Genomic DNA, 17,453 nt, shown 5'->3' on the forward strand with positions numbered 1-17,453 from the left:
ATAAACCCAGTAAATGAATCAATGTAAGCTATCTATAATAGCTACTTGAGTTATTTTACTGCTCAGAGAGGCCCGATGGAACATTTCGTACGAATGTTGGCCACTCCCCCAAATGGTGTTCCCTAACTGTTGGACAGTTAGGGAACACCATCGATTTTAGAAGTGGTCAACCACCAATTCGTACATTTAAAGGGGTAAAAATTTAATTAAATGAACTATGTAAGTTGCTGTAAAATAACAAGTTATAGTTGATTTTCTCCTCTGTAGGAATTCGTTCACGAAACCCCTTGGCCAAATGAACGCGTTTACAAATAGGTTCTTTTATTGGTAAGGGGATGTAACAGTAGCGAATGCATTTTACCCGCTATCCTATTCTAAGCCGCGTGTCAGGTAACCTCTCTAATCAATCAACTTTCTTAATCTCGGTTGCACTGAGGGTGATGGTAAATTCGCGCCGTTGGCTGTTCCAGCAGTGTACTCGCTGCCCATATTGACTGATCACCGGAACAGGCCAGTCAATATCAGCATTAGCCGCTTCTAACTCTGGAGCTGCCTTCGGGTTAATGAGCGTAACTAAGTCGTTCACCTTAAATTCGTGGTTTGTCCTCATTCATTAGTTAACTTCCTACCTTTGTTTCCTGGTAAAAGTCTTAAAACCAAGTGAATGAAAGCTATTAACATCCATTTTTTTTCGCCTACTGAAAACCAACAGCCTACGGCCAAGGCCGAAAAAGCCCCTAAACCAGCTAAGCTAATTTTAACCGGTTTCATTTCTAGTGCCGGTAAACTTGTTTTGCCCGCCAAGACGGTGGCTCATTTAGGGGTCGATCTTAGCCAAACTTCCTTTAAAGTAGGTATGGACGAGGGCAAGCGCAAAGCCAAATCCCTCTACCTGGTTCCAAGCAGTAGTGATGCGGAAACCTTTACCTTCGAGAAAGCGGCTAAAAGCTATACGTTGGCATTACCCTTTATCTTGACCAAGAGCGGGGTTGATTTCGCCAAAACAAAATACGACTTTACGATTCGTCTTTTCGAGTATGAGGGCACGACCGCCTTTGCGTTGCAATTAGCTCCCGAAGTTGCGGCTGCCAAAGTACCTTATACCGGTAAGCCAAGAGGTCGAAAGCCCAAACAGGACTCCGTTACTGAGTAAAGTTAAAAAGCCCTGAGTGATTAGGGCTTTTTTTGTTTTGTCTTTTGAGAGGTAAGGCAGTTATTCAACAGTTCATATCCTTCGTAGACCATCTTCTTTTAGGTTGCTCCCCAAATTTTCCCTTCTCTGCCTTCCTGGCAGTTTTCAGGCGGTTAATTCTATTCCCTTTTACATTACTTTTATTTTGTCACAAGTCAAGAACTGACATCCTATATCTGTGGCAAGTTGCCTCAATTTTTATCGCTCTTTTCAATCCCCTTTAGCCATTTCCATCTTTAAAGACCCTAAGAACGATTAAGTCTTCATGCTTTTTCTATTTTACATATCATTTACGGTCGTTAATGATATGTAAAATCGGCGTGGAACACTATCTTGCAGCATGCAAACTTTCGTGGCCTACTACCGGGTGAGTACCAAGAAGCAGGGACTGTCCGGATTAGGACTCGATGCCCAGCGCAGCAGCGTGCTCAGCTTTGTCAAAACCAAAGCGCTGATCATCGCTGAATTTTGTGATATTGAATCGGGCAAGCAAGATCGTCGTCCTGAGCTACTCAAAGCCATCGAACATGCCAAGCAATATAAGGCCCGCCTGGTGATTGCTAAGCTCGACCGTCTCAGCCGTAACATGACCTTTGTGTCATCGTTGATGGACTCGCATGTCAGCTTCGTGTGTGCGGACATGCCCGACGCCAATGAGTTTACCATTCACATCTTCGCAGCTTTGGCCCAGCAGGAGCGGAAGCTGATTAGCGAGCGCACGAAGAAAGCCTTGGATGAAAAACTCCTGCGGATTGGTCAGTGGCGCAAGAGTGGCCGCGTTTTTCAAGATCCTGTGGTTTCGGCAAAAGCGGCCCAGTCGAATCGAAGCCGTGCCGCTGAGAATGAAAACAATCGGAAAGCCACCGCTCTGATCCAGGCCTTACTGGGCGCGAAAATGACCTATGTGGCCATTGCGCATCAGCTGAATCAAGCGGGTTTCAAGACGGCTCGTGGGAATACTTTTCAAGCTACCCAAGTAATGCGCTTAGCGCAGCGGGCTAGGGGTGAGTCGATGGAAAAGGGCTAAGTTGGCCATTTTTCCAGGCCTGCAGCAATTCGAAGGGCCCGTAGTACATCTTCCCAATAATAACCGCTGTTATAACCGGTTGATAAGCGCCGGGCTGGCGTACCAGGCACAGATAATCAGAAAATCATTTGCATCCTCAATACGCTGTTTCTGAGCGATTGCTGGATCAGGCTGCGGAGCAGGTTGGTCGTATAATGCTTCCATGCCAAAAAGTAAGCGTTCAACTAAAAAAGCCCCACTGGTTTGACCAATGAGGCTGAAGAAACATAACAGATATAAAACGCCGTACAGAGAAATTTATTGTTCACATTGAAACAGGGATGGGCTTATTTATCACTTTTTTCAGACCCATATTTCAGCGATTAGTATGTCAATTTCCGTTCTCAAAGCAGTTTAATATATTTAATATGTGCAGGTCATAAGTCGGTCTGCACGGCAAAACGGGGCCACCATGCGGTTCCCGCGCGGCTAGCGGCCGGGACGCGGCCATCCAGTCGGACTGCCCAGCCAGCCGGACCAAAAGTCAGCGCTAAAAACTAATTTTATTCCCCTTTATTTGCTTTTTATAAAACCCCTTGCCCATTGTGGACGATTTACTGCCCTTGCCTCATCAGTCCTTGATGCGGAGTTTCTTACAGCAGAGCCATTTTCAGCACGTTTCCATTATTGGTTTGCTGGCAATGGCTTTCCAGACTCGGCTGCTAATGAGCGAACCTGATAAACCCCTTCGTGAGGACATATCTCTACTGGGTTGGCCACCCCAATATATTACCCATCTGATGAATGAATTAGATGTAAACTCGGCTGAACTAACTCAATATGCTCGGCTGGGTAATGATTTTTGGAGTTCTCAACTCAAACTGATGCCCACCTTTCAACGCACGATCGTTATGGGGCTGGCTACTATTATTCTTACCCCGTCGGGGAGCAACATGAATCCCAACCGATATACCCCCTGGCTGCGATACTGGGCAAATGAACTCAATATAGATTATCTTTCCATGTCCCATTTGATGGAAACATACGGGATTAAACAGATCAATTATTTACTGGCTCGGAGCTTTATTCCCAGTGAATTTTAACAGATCTTGCGCGATTGACGGATTTCAGTAAGAACCACACAGTCGCTGCTACACATCCTATTTAAGGCAATGGATGTTCCTTGAACGTTGTAGTTGTGTCTGGCTATAGTGTTTTGCTAATCTTGCCAGCTAGTCTTTGAGCTTAGATTTCCATTACTCTTTCACCTTCTAGCAATGACACCGAAGCAAATTCAACGGCTGGAGAAAAAGATTGCTGATATTAAACGAGCTTTAGCTGCCGAAAAACGAAAGTTTGGTGGCTACGATGATTCCCGAGGATTGCGCTATTTACCCACTCGGTATTATCTTCAGTTAGGCGATTACAAAGGGGGAGTAACGTATACTCGTTGGTTCGCCAAAACATTTCCCGATGACATTGGCTTTCCAGATTTTCTGTTTGAATGGACAGTACTGCTTTTCAAAGCTGGTAAATTCGACCAAGCCAGGAGCAAGGCTTGGCAAACCTTCTGTTCTAATACGTATATCCTGGATACATTTCTAGGCAATCCAGCCCAGCCCATAGCTAAATACGAGTGGTCCAATCTGGCTCAGGAAAGCTTTACCGATCAGTTTCCCTATTCGCAGCAGCAAGCCGAACTACAGGATTTTAGTCAGTGGTTAGTCGAGCTTTTGTCAACGGATTTATTCAAAACCCGTAAAGACCGCTACATAGCTATTCAGCAACGATTGGCCACAGAGGACGACCAGGAAACTCGGCGCTATTTATTGAACGAAGCCCATCAGCTAGAGGAGTGGTTTTAAAGCAAAGCCGATTGATTCATAAACTCAGCTACGTCCCAATTTTTGAGACGTTGATTCGTGAGACGGCAATTTGAGATTACTAATAATGTCCGGGTGTATGTCCTGAGAGGAAGCTATGCTGTTTTGGGAAAACGGGCGTTTAAAGAGATGGCATACACCTTGACCCGTCCTGAAAAGCGTTGACCGTTGTCCGATCCTGAAAATAAATGGTCCGCCGTGGCGGTTGTCAGTTTGTCCAGGACTGGACAAGGATTCGTCCGTTTCTGGACATCGCTTTTACTAGTACCAAGCTGGTTTTGCTCTAAAGGCTCCTTTTCAACTCTGGCACCAGATTTGATTTAAAATATTGTATCTAATCAAACAAGCAGACGTGCTCATGAAAAAGACGAGACTGGGGGAGTTAGAAGAGCTGGTGCTACTGGTTGTGGCCGCTAGCACCGAAGAGGTCTATGGCGTGCCCGTTATGGAACAACTTCAACTCCAGACAGGCCGAAGCTTCACCGTCAGTGCAGTACACACAACCCTATATCGACTCGAAGAAAAGGGGTTTCTGTCGTCCTTGGTGGGCGGGGCAACTACTGAGCGTGGAGGCCGTCGTAAGCGGCTGTTTGCCTTGACAGCCGAAGGGGGGGAAGTCTTACTCGAGATTCAGCAGATGCGCACTCGACTTTGGGAAGCGATCCCACAGGGCAAACTTCAATTGTTGGGCCTTTAAGTTTACCTACTGCCATGATTCGAAAGCGACTGTCTCCTCAACCTGAACGGCCCGCCCCACCGCGCTGGGCCGACCGTCTTCTGGAAGGGTTCGTGGCCCCGCACCTATTGGAGTACGTGCAGGGGGATTTGCAGGAAGTATTTTATAAGCGCGTTAAGCAGGTAGGCCTGACCCACGCTCGGCGCGAGTACGGCTGGGCGGTGCTACACTGCCTAACCCCATTTTTTCATAAACCGCTCCGGCCCGTCCGGAGTACCGGTAAACTCCTTTCTAAACATTCTCAACCCGCACTAATGGATATGCTACGCAACTATGTCAAAATCGCTTTTCGTAACCTCGCCAAAAACAAGGGGTACTCATTCATTAACATTTCGGGGCTCGCTATGGGTATGTCTGTGACGATGCTCATTGGACTTTGGATTTATGATGAAATTTCATTTAATAAATATCATACGAATTATGACCGCATCGCCCAGGTGATGCAGCACCAAACGTATAATGGAGAAATAGAAACGGGCGGTGCAGTTAGCCCACTAATGGCCGAAGAAATTCGAAGTAATTATGGAAATGGGCACTCCGGCCAGTACCGCAACGGCAGACCGGCCGGAGTGGGGTCTTTCAAGTATGTGGTGCAATCCTCCTGGACAGAGGATCATATTTTGACAGCTGGTGAAAAGATATTTACAAAAGCAGGTAATTATTGTGACCCCCAGATAGCTGACATGCTGTCGCTAAAAATGCGGTACGGTACGAGAGCTGGCTTAAATGAGCCTTACTCCATTTTATTATCAGAAACGGTAGCCAAGGCATTCTTTGGTGATGTTGATCCCGTAAATAAAATCTTAAAAATTGACAATAAGCAAGATGTTAAAATCACAGGCGTTTATGAAGATTTACCCTATAACTCAACGTTCAACGATGTTTCTTTCGTTTTGCCTTGGGAGCTTTATAAAATCCAAAATCCATGGATAAAAGAAAAGAAGGAGTGGAGCGACGATTTTACACTTGCTTATGCCCAAATAGCTGATAATACAGATATGGCAAAAGCTTCGGCAAAAATCAAAAATATTAAATTGAATAAAATAAGTAAAGAAGAGGCAAAATATAAACCAGAGGTTTTTTTACAACCAATGTCAAAGTGGCATTTGTATTCTGAGTTTAAAAATGGAATAAATACAGGTGGGCGAATTGAATTCGTATGGCTTTTTGGAATTATTGGTCTGTTTGTGCTGCTTTTGGCCTGCATTAACTTTATGAATTTGGCCACTGCTCGTTCCGAAAAAAGAGCAAAAGAAGTCGGCATTCGAAAGGCAATCGGCTCTTTTCGTGGGCAATTGATTAGTCAATTTTTCTCCGAATCAATGCTCGTAGTATCTTTTTCTTTTCTAATCTCCCTACTAATTGTACTACTTATATTGCCACTATTTAATGAAATTTCTAACAAAAGAATGTCATTTCTGTGGGTAAATCCTATATTCTGGTTTTTGGGAATTGGCTTTAGCCTTCTTACGGGCCTGATTGCTGGCCTTTACCCTGCTCTTTATTTATCGTCTTTCCAAGCCATCAAAGTACTCAAGGGAACGTTCCGAGTAGGTCGTTTTGCCACAATTCCAAGAAAAATTTTAGTGGTCGTCCAATTCACTGTATCTGTCACCTTAATTATTGGTACCATTATGGTTTTTAAACAGATACAATTTGCTAGGAATCGCCCAATAGGTTATAACCGTAGTGGGTTGATTACGATTGAAATGGCGACAAACGACATACATAATCATTTTGATGCTGTACGGGCTGATTTGCTGAAATCGACAAGTGTAGAAGAGGTATCAGAATCATCAAGCCCCGCAACAGGAGTGAACAATAATATGAGTGGACTTGAATGGAAAGGCAAAGACCCTACAATGAAGGATTCCTTTGCTGCTATACGAGTAACATCAGGCTATGGAAAAACCGTAGGCTGGCAGTTAAAAGATGGCCGAGATTTTTCGAGCGAGTTTGGCACTGATTCATCCTCGATCATATTAAACGAGGCTGCGGTTCACTATATGGGACTTAAAAATCCTGTTGGTGAATTCGTACGATTTGGTAATAAAGATCACGTAGTTGTTGGCGTCATCAAGGATATGCTGATGTCATCCCCTTACGAACCTATTAAACAAACAGTTTTTTATAGTACGAATAGAGGTTTTAATTATTTAAACATAAAGATAAGCCCGAATGCAAGTATCAATGAGGCACTAAATAAGATTGAAGCGGTTTGTAAAACGTATTCTCCTTCTGTTCCATTCGCCTACAAGTTTGTCGATGACGAGTATGACAAAAAATTTAGTCAGGAACAACGAATCGGAAAACTAGCAGCCTTTTTTGCCATCTTAGCTATATTCATCAGCTGTTTAGGTCTTTTCGGTTTAGCTTCTTTCATAGCTGAACAACGGACGAAAGAAATTGGAATCCGTAAAGTATTGGGTGCATCCGTAGCCCATCTTTGGCAATTATTATCAAAAGATTTTGTGGTTTTAGTCATCGCATCCTGCCTAATTTCCGCACCAATTGCCTATTATTTTATGAGTAACTGGCTCCAGAAATATACTTATCGTACAGAGATTTCTTGGTGGATTTTTGCCGCCTCAGGGGTAGGCGCGTTGGTTATTACCCTGCTGACAGTCAGCTTCCAAAGTATCAAAGCCGCTTTGGTTAATCCGGTCAAGAGCTTACGATCCGAATAATCTTGAGCTTTATTGTATAGCCCAAAGGTGTGCCTAACGATTTCACCTAACATTTTTCTGTGTCGTCACTAGTTTCACAATCTCAATAAATGCTCCTATACGAGACGAAGGAACGTTCATGCATTTGCCTCGTAAATGGGACAGTTCATGCGAAAAGAAAATATTTCTATTAAAATCTTGGGGTTTTTATCAAGTCTGACCCATATAGGCGTGTTTTCTGTTTCGGTGCGACTGTTCCAACATCGCTGTGGCATACCCCAGTTGTTTGCTTGAAAGACCCAGTGTGAGAGAGGAGCAGCAAGCTATTACCCATTCGCGGTAAAACTATCTGTCTCCGTAAATAAGAATTGAAATAATCCCTAAAATTTTTCTTACTAGTTGCAAGTTACGATACGCATCGTACCTTTGTGACAACCTACGTTAGCAATCGTAGCTTTCGACTATGTCTACAGAAAAAAATAAGTCCAGTGATTCCTTACCGACCAAAGGAGAACTGGAGGCTCTCAAAGTGTTGTGGAAGCATGGGCCCTCGACCGTCCGCTTTGTGCATGACCTGTTAACCAAGGATAGCAAGACCGTCCGCTACACCTCCACCTTAAAAATGATGCAGCTGATGACCGAAAAAGGGATGCTCAAAAGGGACGAAAGCAAAATGACCCATGTCTATTATGCCCTGCTGGAAGAAAAACCAACAATGGCGACGATCGCTAATCGCTTTATCCAGTCAATGTATAACGGTTCGGTCAGCAGCCTGCTTGTTGCTTTTATGGATAATAAGAAATCGTCCGCAAAAGAAATTGAACAGGTAAAAGCGTTTTTGGAGCAGTTGGACAATCAGGATGAATCCTCTTTAAACTAAGTAGCCATGACCGTATTCGGCCAGCTAAACCAACTAAGTAATAGCCCCGCAGTCACCGCCCTGACCTGGACGCTTTTTCATTCGTTATGGCAGGGAGTGCTGGTTGCTATCCTGACAGGGATCATTATTTCAGCTACCAAAAGGGCTAAACCGGTGTTGCGCTATCAGTTGCTCTGTCTCTTATTGCTTTTGCTGCTCTTCACTTCTGTCCTTACGTTTTGGTATCAATATCATCTCCAACCGCAACAGATAAGCTTCTTCGGCAGTCAACTGAAGCAATATCCTGATGGGCAGCTGCCTGATCACCTGCCAGGAGGTGCCAGGAATGTGCGTTGGTTGCTGAAAGGCCTGATAGCCATGATCGCTGACTTTATTTCACAACATACAGATGCGATAGCGGCCGTTTGGCTGGTGTTTTTCTTGATCAAAAGCGTAAGAATAGGCTTCGCGCTGGGTTTTACCGCTTACATCCGCCAGTATAGATCGGCTGAAGCTTCGCCGTACTGGACTGCAAAGCTCGATGTACTTCGCACACAGTTGTCGGTCGCCAAACCGGTGCTCTTGCTGGAGTCCGCGCTGTTAACAATACCAGTGGTTTATGGCCATCTCAAACCCGTGATCCTTATTCCGCTCGGGCTGCTGAGTCAACTGCCTCCAGGGCAGATTGAAGCGATAGTAGTCCATGAGTTAATGCACATCCGTAGAAACGATTATCTGGTCAATCTGTTGCAGCAGGTTTCGGAAGTTGTTTTTTTCTTTAATCCTGCCTTGCTGTGGTTATCCGCCTGTATCCGCGAGGAAAGGGAGTATTGCTGTGATGAACTGGCCATCGCGCAACTAGGCCATCGAAGACAGTACGCCGAAGCATTGATCCGCTTCAAGGAACTATCTCTGACTAGCTCACCATCCGGTGGCATCGCTTTTACTGGCACAAGAACTAGCCTTTTGAGTCGCATCAGCCGTATTGTCACCAAACAAAATCATCCCTTGAGCCTGGCTGAAAAAAGCGCCTTGTTCATTTGCGGGCTGGCTTTAATAGTCTTCTTTGGTTTTTATAAAACTCCCTCACAACTAGCCTTATCCCCTGTTTCTCCGCCGACTAAACAAACAAACGTAGATTTTCCGCTGGGTAAAGTGATCGCTGAAATCAGCGAAGACCTCCTTAAAGAAGGCATTGTCCAAACTACTAAAGGATTGTCCTTTGAACTGACCAATACCGGGCTGCAGGTTGGTGGCGTGCGACAACCTGCCCAGGTTTGGCAGAAGCTCTATAACAAATACCTCAAATTTTCACCCTATCCGATCAAACCGGACTACAGAAACGATTCGGATTTCGGGATCTATTATAATGCCGGCACCTATGTGTTTGGCATAGGCACAAAGCCACCAGCCTGGAAGAATTATACATCATCGCTCTAAAATTCAATACATTATGAAAGGAATTCTCTGTTCACTGGGCTACCTGATGGCTTTTGCCGCCAATGCGCAACAGCAGGCTCAACCACCCAAATTTACGTCCGCAGAACGGCAGGCCGTGATCGACACGCTCATTGCCAAGGTCAATCGCCTGTATGTCTATGAGGATGTGGCAAAAAAAATGACTGCGGTAATCCGGCAGCATCAACAGCAACATAACTATGATACGATCACTAATCGAGCGGTTTTCGCCAAAATGTTAACTGCCGATCTTCATTCGATTAATAAAGACGGGCACCTCGGTGTGGACTATACGGCTACGCCGGCCGGTGACGAAAAACCCGAGGCACCCTCGGAAGAAGCCGCCAATGCGTTCCGAAAAACCTGGGCACGCAGCAACTTTAATTTCAAAAAGGTTGAAATATTGGAGGGCAATATAGGCCTCTTGCAGGTAGACACATTCTTTCCGTCCGAGTGGATCAAGGACCTGACCCAGTCGTCGATGACGTTTCTGGCCAATGCGGACGCGATCATTATCGATGTTCGTAAGAATCACGGGTTTTCGGACGGTGGTTATTTGATCGCCAGCTATTTCTTTAGCGACCCGGCTCATTGGAGCGATGGCTATGACCGCGAAGCGAAGACAGTGAGGCAGACCTGGACAATGCCGGTCGTTCCCGGACCAAAGCTGGCTGATAAGGACCTGTACATCACCGTCAGCAAGGACTGCTTTTCTGCTTCGGAAGATTTCGCCTATAACCTGCAGGCCCTGGGTCGGGCGAAGGTGATTGGTGAAGTGACTGGGGGTGGCGCACATCCCACCAAGCCTTATAAAATTGGCACCTATTTCTTAGCGGCTATTCCCTTCGCTTACAGTGTAAATCCGGTTACCCACACGGACTGGGAAGGGAAAGGGGTGCAGCCTGATGTACACGTTCCCGCTGATCAGGCGCTATTAACCGCCCAGATCATGGCCATCCAGGCGGTGATTAAACGCCACCCCACTGACAAAGAACGCATTACCTACCTGCAAAAGGTGATTGCTGAGAAGGAAAAACAATTGGCCATTTTAAAAAAGTAAACTCATGAGCCTAGCGCAATTGATACAGCTCAGTAACGTCAGGTAACGGTATTACTTTTGATTTCCTGTTATTTAGATGGTCTCCCCAGGACTTGATTCTGGAAATCCGCGAATGTCAAGAAAGCTCTGGGGCGCCCGGGCTTAAGCGAGCTTTTATATAGCTAAAATCATCAGTCCAGTTAACGAGAACATAAATTAGTACAGTGGAGTGGAGGTTTTGACCAGTATTCCTTTTATCTCAAATAACCCTCCTATTTGAGACAGAGGAACGTTCGTAATGTTCCCTACTTAATTAGTTGGCCATTATCTAATTAGTGTCCGCGTCGTGAAGGATCATACAGACGCTCATCAATCTCGAATACTTCCGATCCGACGATTAAATGGGAAACGACGACCTATAATTGGAAAGAGATCATTAATCAGTTCAGCATTATCTTTGAAGAACGAATCAAATCGCATCGCATCGAATAAAACCTGCTGACACAGTTCAGCGAGCACTCCCGGTCAGGGTAGTTCCCGTAATGCTCCACACTTGTCGCAGCTGAATGCAATCCTAAATTTGATACTAAGCCAGTTGCAGGTCTTTTTTAGTGTTCATCACACTGGCATTCTTAAAGTGGCTATTGGCTGGTACCTTCAATTTATAGGGCCGGTTGAAGGCTTCCTGGGAAATGCTAAAGTAGCCAGAAAGTGTTCTGATGATCTCTTTAGACAACCCCTTCTTATAGTGCAAAATATCTGAAACAAGACTTTTACTTACGCCCAAAATCTGGGTCATATCTTTCGCTTTAAGCGATTTCTCGCTCATCAATGCGGTGAGTAACTCAATGGGATCTACATCCTCGAAGGAGTTATGTTCGGCATCCCATTTTTCAATCAAATAAGTGAGCAACTCGATTTCATCCTGCGTATTTTCTCCTTGATCGTTTCCTGTTACTAGCGTTTCTAAAGCAGTACAGTAGTCACTATATTGCTTCTCGGACTTGATTATCTTATAGCGGAGTGCTTCCATCTTAATAATGATTTACGGTATATTGTTGGTTGTGCTTACAGAGCTTATCATACTGGGCATGGGTTCCTATCCAGCAAACAAAGAGATGAACTTGGTTCTTTCCAAAGGCATATTTGCAGATCATCCTATAGTTATTACCGCCAATATCAAATACAACCCGGTTGGTGCCATTACCTAGTAAATCAGCGGCCCCAAATGTCTCTTTAATAGCCTCGGGCGTCTGCCAATTGGCAAACTTGACGACGGTGAGCCAAACCTTAAACGAGCTTTTACTGCGAGCATTCTTCTCGGTGTAAGCCTCAATAGTTTCCTTTCTAATTAGATGAACTCTCATAAGCTACTATAAAGATACTCCGAAAGTTCTCAAAATGTGAACTTTCGGAGTGCATCCACAGGAGGTTGTCTCAAATGGGAGCGTTTACTGAGAATGTGCCTTCCCGAACACCACGCTGATTTTTACTATCTGTCAACGCTAATCCGTACATATGCTCAAAACCGAATAATAAAATCGGCTATGGGAAGGTTGAGTTAATCGGTCATCCGTTTGCGTGGCTTGTCCCGTTTGCCTATTGTTGTAACACAGCGTAACCCGTTCAACTTACAAACGTATAAATAGGGTAAACGACAACACACTCAACTTTAACAAGTTGATCACCAATAATTTGATATTAAGTGAGTTGGCATACAATACTATGTTGGGTGGCCCGTCCATAAATTGCTTGCGGGCGGGTTTCGGTCGACAGGCTGCACGTCCCTGAAGGAAGATTTTCAGCCCAACGAAACAGGGGGTGTAAAGGTTGACGCTCCGTCTGTTGTTTGAAACGGTCTTATCATCCATCAACCCTCGCGAGTGTTGGGTGCGCTAGCTAATCGGTACTTACACGTCCAGCTTTCGGGCGACAAGGCAAACGCCTTGGCTGGGTAGGCTTTGGGCTTTCATTTCCGATTTGTGGCCGACAAGCCACTCATCCCGACAGGGTTAAAATAATTTTCACCTCAACTGTTACCTCGCCGGGTTTGAAGGCATAAAGTAAGGTATAGTTCGCATATCAATCAACCAAATACCATGTCAAAAACTATGACGATCAAGACCATCTGTTACGTTCTTTTTCTCCCCCTACTGACGCTGGCCATAGGATGTGGTAAGAAGGGAGATAGCACGAATGGTAATGTTGATCCACGAGATCAGTACGTAGGTACATATAATGTTACCCTAACCGAAGGACCACCCAAAATGAGGACATTGAAAACTAGTATTAAGTTTAGTAAATCCTCGACAACAGGAAGCTATTTAGTCTTGACCGATTACGCTGGCGATAATATCGTGGAACTTTCAAGCTCTCATATTAACCTCTATAAACATAGTGTTAATCAAGATGCTTTCGGGGATAATAAAGATATATTTTCGAGATACGGCTCGGGCGATTTCAATGGGAGCACGGTAAAAATGACTACTTACACAGGTGGCAATTCGGATGGTGGTGCTGATGTAAAATGTGACTATGTAGGTACTAAGCAGTAGAATACTGCCATACGTAGTATGGTATGTATTAGCGCACTGATTTATGGGACTAAGGTAAAGATTCAGCCCAGCGAAATAGGAGTATAAAGGTTGCAAGTTGCTTTTGTTCAGTCCGCTTCTAAACCATCAATCCCTGTGGGCGTCGGGTGATTTCCGTTTCAGTGTGTGCAGTGCCAGCTTTCGGGCGACAGAGAAAACCAGTTGATAGCCAACGCTTTATCATTCCAAAATAAGAAGCGGTTCTGTAAAGCCAGTGTTCAACTTTTACAAATTAATTTTCCACACTATGAAAAGCCTGTTTACGCTCGCTTTGCTCTTTGAAGTCGTATTGCTCATTTTTTCTTGTGGCCAGGGTAATAGTCCCACTCCTGCTACACCAACTTCGGATCTGGTGGCTAATTTTGAGTTTACCGGTGGCGACTGTACGGCCCCCTGTGAGGTCAGTTTTACCCAAAAAGCTACGGGATCTATCACCAGCTACCTCTGGGACTTTGGTGATAAAACTACCACCTCAGCCGAAGTCAACCCCAAACATACCTATCAGCAGGGGGGAACGTTCACCGTTACATTGACGGTAAGTGGCCCTGGTGGTACCAGCCAGCCTAAAGCCCAGTCATTAACCATTAAAACTGGTACGACTACTGGTATCCCTGCCAAAGTCTGGGATAAAACCTTTGGCGGCACTGATGATGATGCTATACGCGCTATGGTAGCCACCTCGGACGGCGGTTTTCTGCTGGGTGGCTATTCTCGCTCCGGCCAGAATGGCAATAGGTCCGCTCCCAATCTGGGGAAAACTGATATGTGGGTGGTGAAGGTTGATGGAAGTGGCAATAAAGTCTGGGATAAAGCCTTTGGCGGCAGTAATGATGATGTTTTAACCTCGATTCTTGCCACTTCGGATGGGGGCTTTCTACTGGGGGGCAATTCTAAATCCGATCAGGATGGCAACAAGTCCACTCCTAAACAAGGGGGAGGGAGTAGCGATATTGGTGATATGTGGGTGGTGAAGATCGATGGGAGTGGTAATAAAGTCTGGGATAAAGCCTTTGGTAGCAACGATTCAGATGGTATATCCGCTATGGTAGCCACCTCGGATGGCGGCTTTCTACTGGGGGGCTATTCTGACTCCGATCAGACTGGCAGTAAGTCCGCCCCTAAACGAGGAGGAACTGATATGTGGGTGGTAAAGATCGATGGGGGTGGCAACAAAATCTGGGATAAAACCTTTGGTGGCGCTGATTCGGATTACCTAAACTCTATGGTAGCCACCTCGGACGGCGGTTTTCTGCTGGGTGGCTATTCTCGCTCCAGCCAGGATGGCAATAAGTCTGATGCCAACCGAGGGCAAGAAGATTACTGGGTAGTGAAGATCGATGGGAGTGGTAACAAAGTTTGGGATAAAACCTTTGGTGGCAGTGATACAGACTACCTAAACTCTGTAGCAACCACCTCGGACGGCGGTTTTCTGCTGGGTGGCTATTCTCGCTCCAGCCAGGATGGCAATAAGTCTGATGCCAACCGAGGGCAAGAAGATTACTGGGTAGTGAAGATCGATGGGAGTGGCAACAAAATTTGGGACAAAACCTTTGGCGGCAGTTCCGGCGATAATTTACGCGCTATGGCAGCCACCTCGGATGGCGGTTTTCTACTGGGGGGAGCCTCTGGCTCTGGTCAGACTGGCAACAAGTCCGCACCCTATCAAGGAGCTTATGATTACTGGGTAGTGAAGATTAATGGAAGTGGCAGCAAAGTCTGGGATAAAACCTTTGGCGGGAGCAGTAATGATATGATGTATTCACTGTTGGCCACTTCGGACGGAGGCTTTCTATTTGGGGGCAATTCTAACTCCGATCAGAGTGGCGATAAATCTGACCCCAATCGAGGAAATACTGTTCTTAAGGTAAATGACGATATGTGGGTAGTGAAGGCCAAATAATGAAACCTTTAACAATCAGCCTCTCCGTACCTACTCGATTGTACCCAGATTCACGACAATAAACTAAACATATAAACACCATGCTTCGGACTTCTTTGCTTCTTCTCTTTCTTATTCATCTCTCAATCGCCAATGGTCAGTCAAACCGAAGAATAGAACAAAATAAAGTAGAAGTTATTTCAGGAACTGGTCCAGGCTGTATAATTCTTGAACGAGGTAACACGGTTTCCATTTTAACAACTGGCACCATCCGGCTTGGCATGTTTGCGGGTAGTGGCGACGCAGATGGGATTGATGGCTTTACTTCATACAATCAGGTTGTTGGTTTTCGTCATGGTGCCCTGTTGGGCCGTATTGGTAATGGACCCTGGTTTTTGGTCGGTACTGACGCATCATTTGTGGCGGATCGTGATGGAACGCTTACACTATTAGTGAACGACGCGCAAACTGGCGATAATTCAGGGAGTTTCATTGTAGAGTACAGCATCAATCAGCCCTTAGCTGGTCAAAGCAGACCCCAGACAGACTTACGAACCGCAGAAGCGTCCGGTCAACTAGATGCTGATGCGAAATCACCTGTCGTTTATATAGTTATCTGGACATATACAAACGGCAACAGTAACTATGCCAATAGCAATAGGGCCATTTATATCAGTTCCCCAATTAAGACATGGGGTTGCCCGACAAACAGGGCTTATAGACCCGGTTCCTCTCAGAGTAAATGGGATTGTGATGATTACGGTTACGAATCATTCAGAAGTTCAGTAAATCTCAGGTACGATTTCGGATGGTCAAACTATAAAGGGTTTAGTTCAAGGGTATTTGAAGACCTCGAGAGTGCAAGGAAGTTTCAAAGTAAATTATCCAGTGAGGCTACTGATGATAATTATGCCACCAGATATGTAAATACTTTTTAGAGGATAGCATACATTCACGATAAACAATTATGAGCAGCTACAGAAAGCATTATCACAGCGATGACCGTCAGGTTGGAAAAGGGGTGATAATGGTGGGATTGGGTATCGCAGCTTGCTGCGTTTCACGGGGCAGGCTGTGGGGGTGAGCGGGATCATTGGAGGTATTACGAAAATTACCATTACTTCTGCTAAAGCGACCTGTAAAGCAGGCCGAAAAAAACGAGTAAGGGCAGAAGATCGTTTGTTATACTTCGCTCCGCGTGGGCGGGTTGTCTTGGCGACAGGCAACACGTCCCGAGAGCAAGACTAAACAGCCCAACCGTTCATGTGTGTAATGGCTCGTTCCTCGCCATCAACATATGAAGTCGTTGGGTGCAGAGCCAATAGGTAGTGCTCATTTGTGGGCTCGCGTGCGACAGACAGCTCATCCCGAAGGCAGGTTGTTTGGCTCGTTGGTTAGCTTCGGTTGACAGCACAAACGCCGGAGTTAGGTAGTTTTGATGTCCGCATTTTCGGGCCGCGTTCGACAGCGCAAACGCCCCGGTAAGGTGGCAACGTACTTGAAGCCAAAGTAAACTTGCATGGATGCATCACTTTTTGAGCAACGCTTAGAGCAAGCCCTAAATAAATTGCTTTCGCTAACCGCGTCTTTCTGTACTAATGATCTGTCTCAGCAGATACTTTTCTGGGTTGAGCCAAGCGGCTGGGAGGCTCATGAAGGCTTGAATGAGGTAGAGGCAGAGCGGGTTGGACTGCTTTGTGAAGGAGTGGGTAAGTCGCTCACCAAAAACGAGCTGCTTCAACTATTGTGGCATGAAGGCAAAGTGCCGCTTTGGATTAATATGAGTGTTCGTAAAGCAACCCCCACCTTTACCTTTTGCCATTTGTTATGTAGTCGGCGGCTACGTGCTGAGGCCGAGCTTTACCATCAATCCGACCCTTATCTGCCTTTTCATATTGTTGTCCCACTCCCAGCTACATATGGTGGTTCGTCGGAGGAGAGATTTGACATTAATTGGCAAGTCCAACGGCCAAAAAGTTTGATTGGTAAGTTAAGGCATCTACTAACAGGTCATTACAGGGCTTTCTTATAAAAACGGCAAGGAGCAGTTAGCCATACCTTTGTGGTTCTCTAGACTACAAAACCATGACTGTCGCTCCCTGCTTGGCTAAACCTACAACATTTTTCCAACTTCTTGACCA

Annotated in this window: 17 protein-coding genes; 13 read left to right on the forward strand and 4 right to left on the reverse strand. The window is 45.4% G+C overall.

Going from position 1 to position 17,453, the window contains the following annotated elements; all coding sequences use genetic code 11:
- Positions 1 to 403 precede the first annotated feature (403 nt).
- On the reverse strand, positions 404 to 586 hold the full coding sequence (locus GJR95_RS11805) for a hypothetical protein (RefSeq protein WP_232541158.1): 183 nt from the start codon (positions 584 to 586) through the stop codon (positions 404 to 406).
- Between the two features lie 78 nt (positions 587 to 664).
- Between GJR95_RS11805 and GJR95_RS11810 the strand changes: the two genes are divergently transcribed.
- Both GJR95_RS11810 and GJR95_RS11815 read left to right on the forward strand, forming a co-directional pair.
- A complete protein-coding gene (locus GJR95_RS11810) occupies positions 665 to 1,153 on the forward strand; it encodes a hypothetical protein (protein ID WP_162386055.1) in 489 nt (162 codons plus the stop codon).
- 379 nt (positions 1,154 to 1,532) lie between these two features.
- Complete coding sequence (locus GJR95_RS11815) at positions 1,533 to 2,219, forward strand: recombinase family protein (RefSeq protein ID WP_162386056.1); 687 nt, start codon at positions 1,533 to 1,535, stop codon at positions 2,217 to 2,219.
- A 69-nt stretch (positions 2,220 to 2,288) separates the two neighbouring features.
- On the opposite strand, the gene GJR95_RS42515 is transcribed toward GJR95_RS11815, so the two are convergent.
- Positions 2,289 to 2,423 (reverse strand): hypothetical protein, encoded by a 135-nt coding sequence (locus GJR95_RS42515; RefSeq protein ID WP_262889781.1) that lies wholly within the window; start codon positions 2,421 to 2,423, stop codon positions 2,289 to 2,291.
- 380 nt (positions 2,424 to 2,803) lie between these two features.
- Between GJR95_RS42515 and GJR95_RS11825 the strand changes: the two genes are divergently transcribed.
- The 7 genes from GJR95_RS11825 (at position 2,804) to GJR95_RS11855 (ending at position 10,860) form a co-directional block, all read left to right on the forward strand.
- Positions 2,804 to 3,301, forward strand: coding sequence for a hypothetical protein (locus GJR95_RS11825; RefSeq protein WP_162386057.1), 498 nt, complete (start codon positions 2,804 to 2,806; stop codon positions 3,299 to 3,301).
- Positions 3,302 to 3,475: 174 nt separating this feature from the next.
- Positions 3,476 to 4,063 (forward strand): hypothetical protein, encoded by a 588-nt coding sequence (locus GJR95_RS11830; RefSeq protein WP_162386058.1) that lies wholly within the window; start codon positions 3,476 to 3,478, stop codon positions 4,061 to 4,063.
- A gap of 376 nt (positions 4,064 to 4,439) precedes the next feature.
- Positions 4,440 to 4,778, forward strand: coding sequence for a PadR family transcriptional regulator (locus GJR95_RS11835; protein WP_162386059.1), 339 nt, complete (start codon positions 4,440 to 4,442; stop codon positions 4,776 to 4,778).
- Positions 4,779 to 4,792: 14 nt separating this feature from the next.
- Positions 4,793 to 7,504, forward strand: coding sequence for an ABC transporter permease (locus GJR95_RS11840; RefSeq protein WP_162386060.1), 2,712 nt, complete (start codon positions 4,793 to 4,795; stop codon positions 7,502 to 7,504).
- Positions 7,505 to 7,946: 442 nt separating this feature from the next.
- Positions 7,947 to 8,363: a BlaI/MecI/CopY family transcriptional regulator gene (locus tag GJR95_RS11845; RefSeq protein ID WP_162386061.1), complete on the forward strand. Its 417-nt coding sequence runs from the start codon at positions 7,947 to 7,949 to the stop codon at positions 8,361 to 8,363.
- Between the two features lie 6 nt (positions 8,364 to 8,369).
- Positions 8,370 to 9,782, forward strand: coding sequence for a M56 family metallopeptidase (locus tag GJR95_RS11850; RefSeq protein ID WP_198424838.1), 1,413 nt, complete (start codon positions 8,370 to 8,372; stop codon positions 9,780 to 9,782).
- A gap of 13 nt (positions 9,783 to 9,795) precedes the next feature.
- A complete protein-coding gene (locus GJR95_RS11855; protein WP_162386063.1) occupies positions 9,796 to 10,860 on the forward strand; it encodes a S41 family peptidase in 1,065 nt (354 codons plus the stop codon).
- 565 nt (positions 10,861 to 11,425) lie between these two features.
- Here the strand turns inward: GJR95_RS11855 and GJR95_RS11860 are convergent.
- Positions 11,426 to 11,872: a helix-turn-helix domain-containing protein gene (locus GJR95_RS11860; protein WP_162386064.1), complete on the reverse strand. Its 447-nt coding sequence runs from the start codon at positions 11,870 to 11,872 to the stop codon at positions 11,426 to 11,428.
- A 1-nt stretch (position 11,873) separates the two neighbouring features.
- Positions 11,874 to 12,206 (reverse strand): type II toxin-antitoxin system HigB family toxin, encoded by a 333-nt coding sequence (locus GJR95_RS11865; protein WP_162386065.1) that lies wholly within the window; start codon positions 12,204 to 12,206, stop codon positions 11,874 to 11,876.
- Positions 12,207 to 12,938: 732 nt separating this feature from the next.
- Here GJR95_RS11865 and GJR95_RS11870 point away from each other — a divergent pair.
- The 4 genes from GJR95_RS11870 (at position 12,939) to GJR95_RS11885 (ending at position 17,344) form a co-directional block, all read left to right on the forward strand.
- The gene (locus GJR95_RS11870) at positions 12,939 to 13,394 is read left to right on the forward strand and encodes a hypothetical protein (protein ID WP_162386066.1); all 456 of its coding nucleotides are present in this window, start codon (positions 12,939 to 12,941) and stop codon (positions 13,392 to 13,394) included.
- A gap of 286 nt (positions 13,395 to 13,680) precedes the next feature.
- Positions 13,681 to 15,333: a PKD domain-containing protein gene (locus GJR95_RS42520; RefSeq protein WP_162386067.1), complete on the forward strand. Its 1,653-nt coding sequence runs from the start codon at positions 13,681 to 13,683 to the stop codon at positions 15,331 to 15,333.
- 80 nt (positions 15,334 to 15,413) lie between these two features.
- Positions 15,414 to 16,250, forward strand: a complete 837-nt coding sequence (locus GJR95_RS11880) for a LecA/PA-IL family lectin (protein WP_162386068.1) — start codon at positions 15,414 to 15,416, stop codon at positions 16,248 to 16,250.
- Between the two features lie 581 nt (positions 16,251 to 16,831).
- Positions 16,832 to 17,344 (forward strand): hypothetical protein, encoded by a 513-nt coding sequence (locus GJR95_RS11885; RefSeq protein ID WP_162386069.1) that lies wholly within the window; start codon positions 16,832 to 16,834, stop codon positions 17,342 to 17,344.
- Positions 17,345 to 17,453: the final 109 nt, after the last annotated feature.

This window comes from Spirosoma endbachense (assembly GCF_010233585.1).
In the GTDB taxonomy this organism is placed as follows: domain Bacteria; phylum Bacteroidota; class Bacteroidia; order Cytophagales; family Spirosomataceae; genus Spirosoma; species Spirosoma endbachense.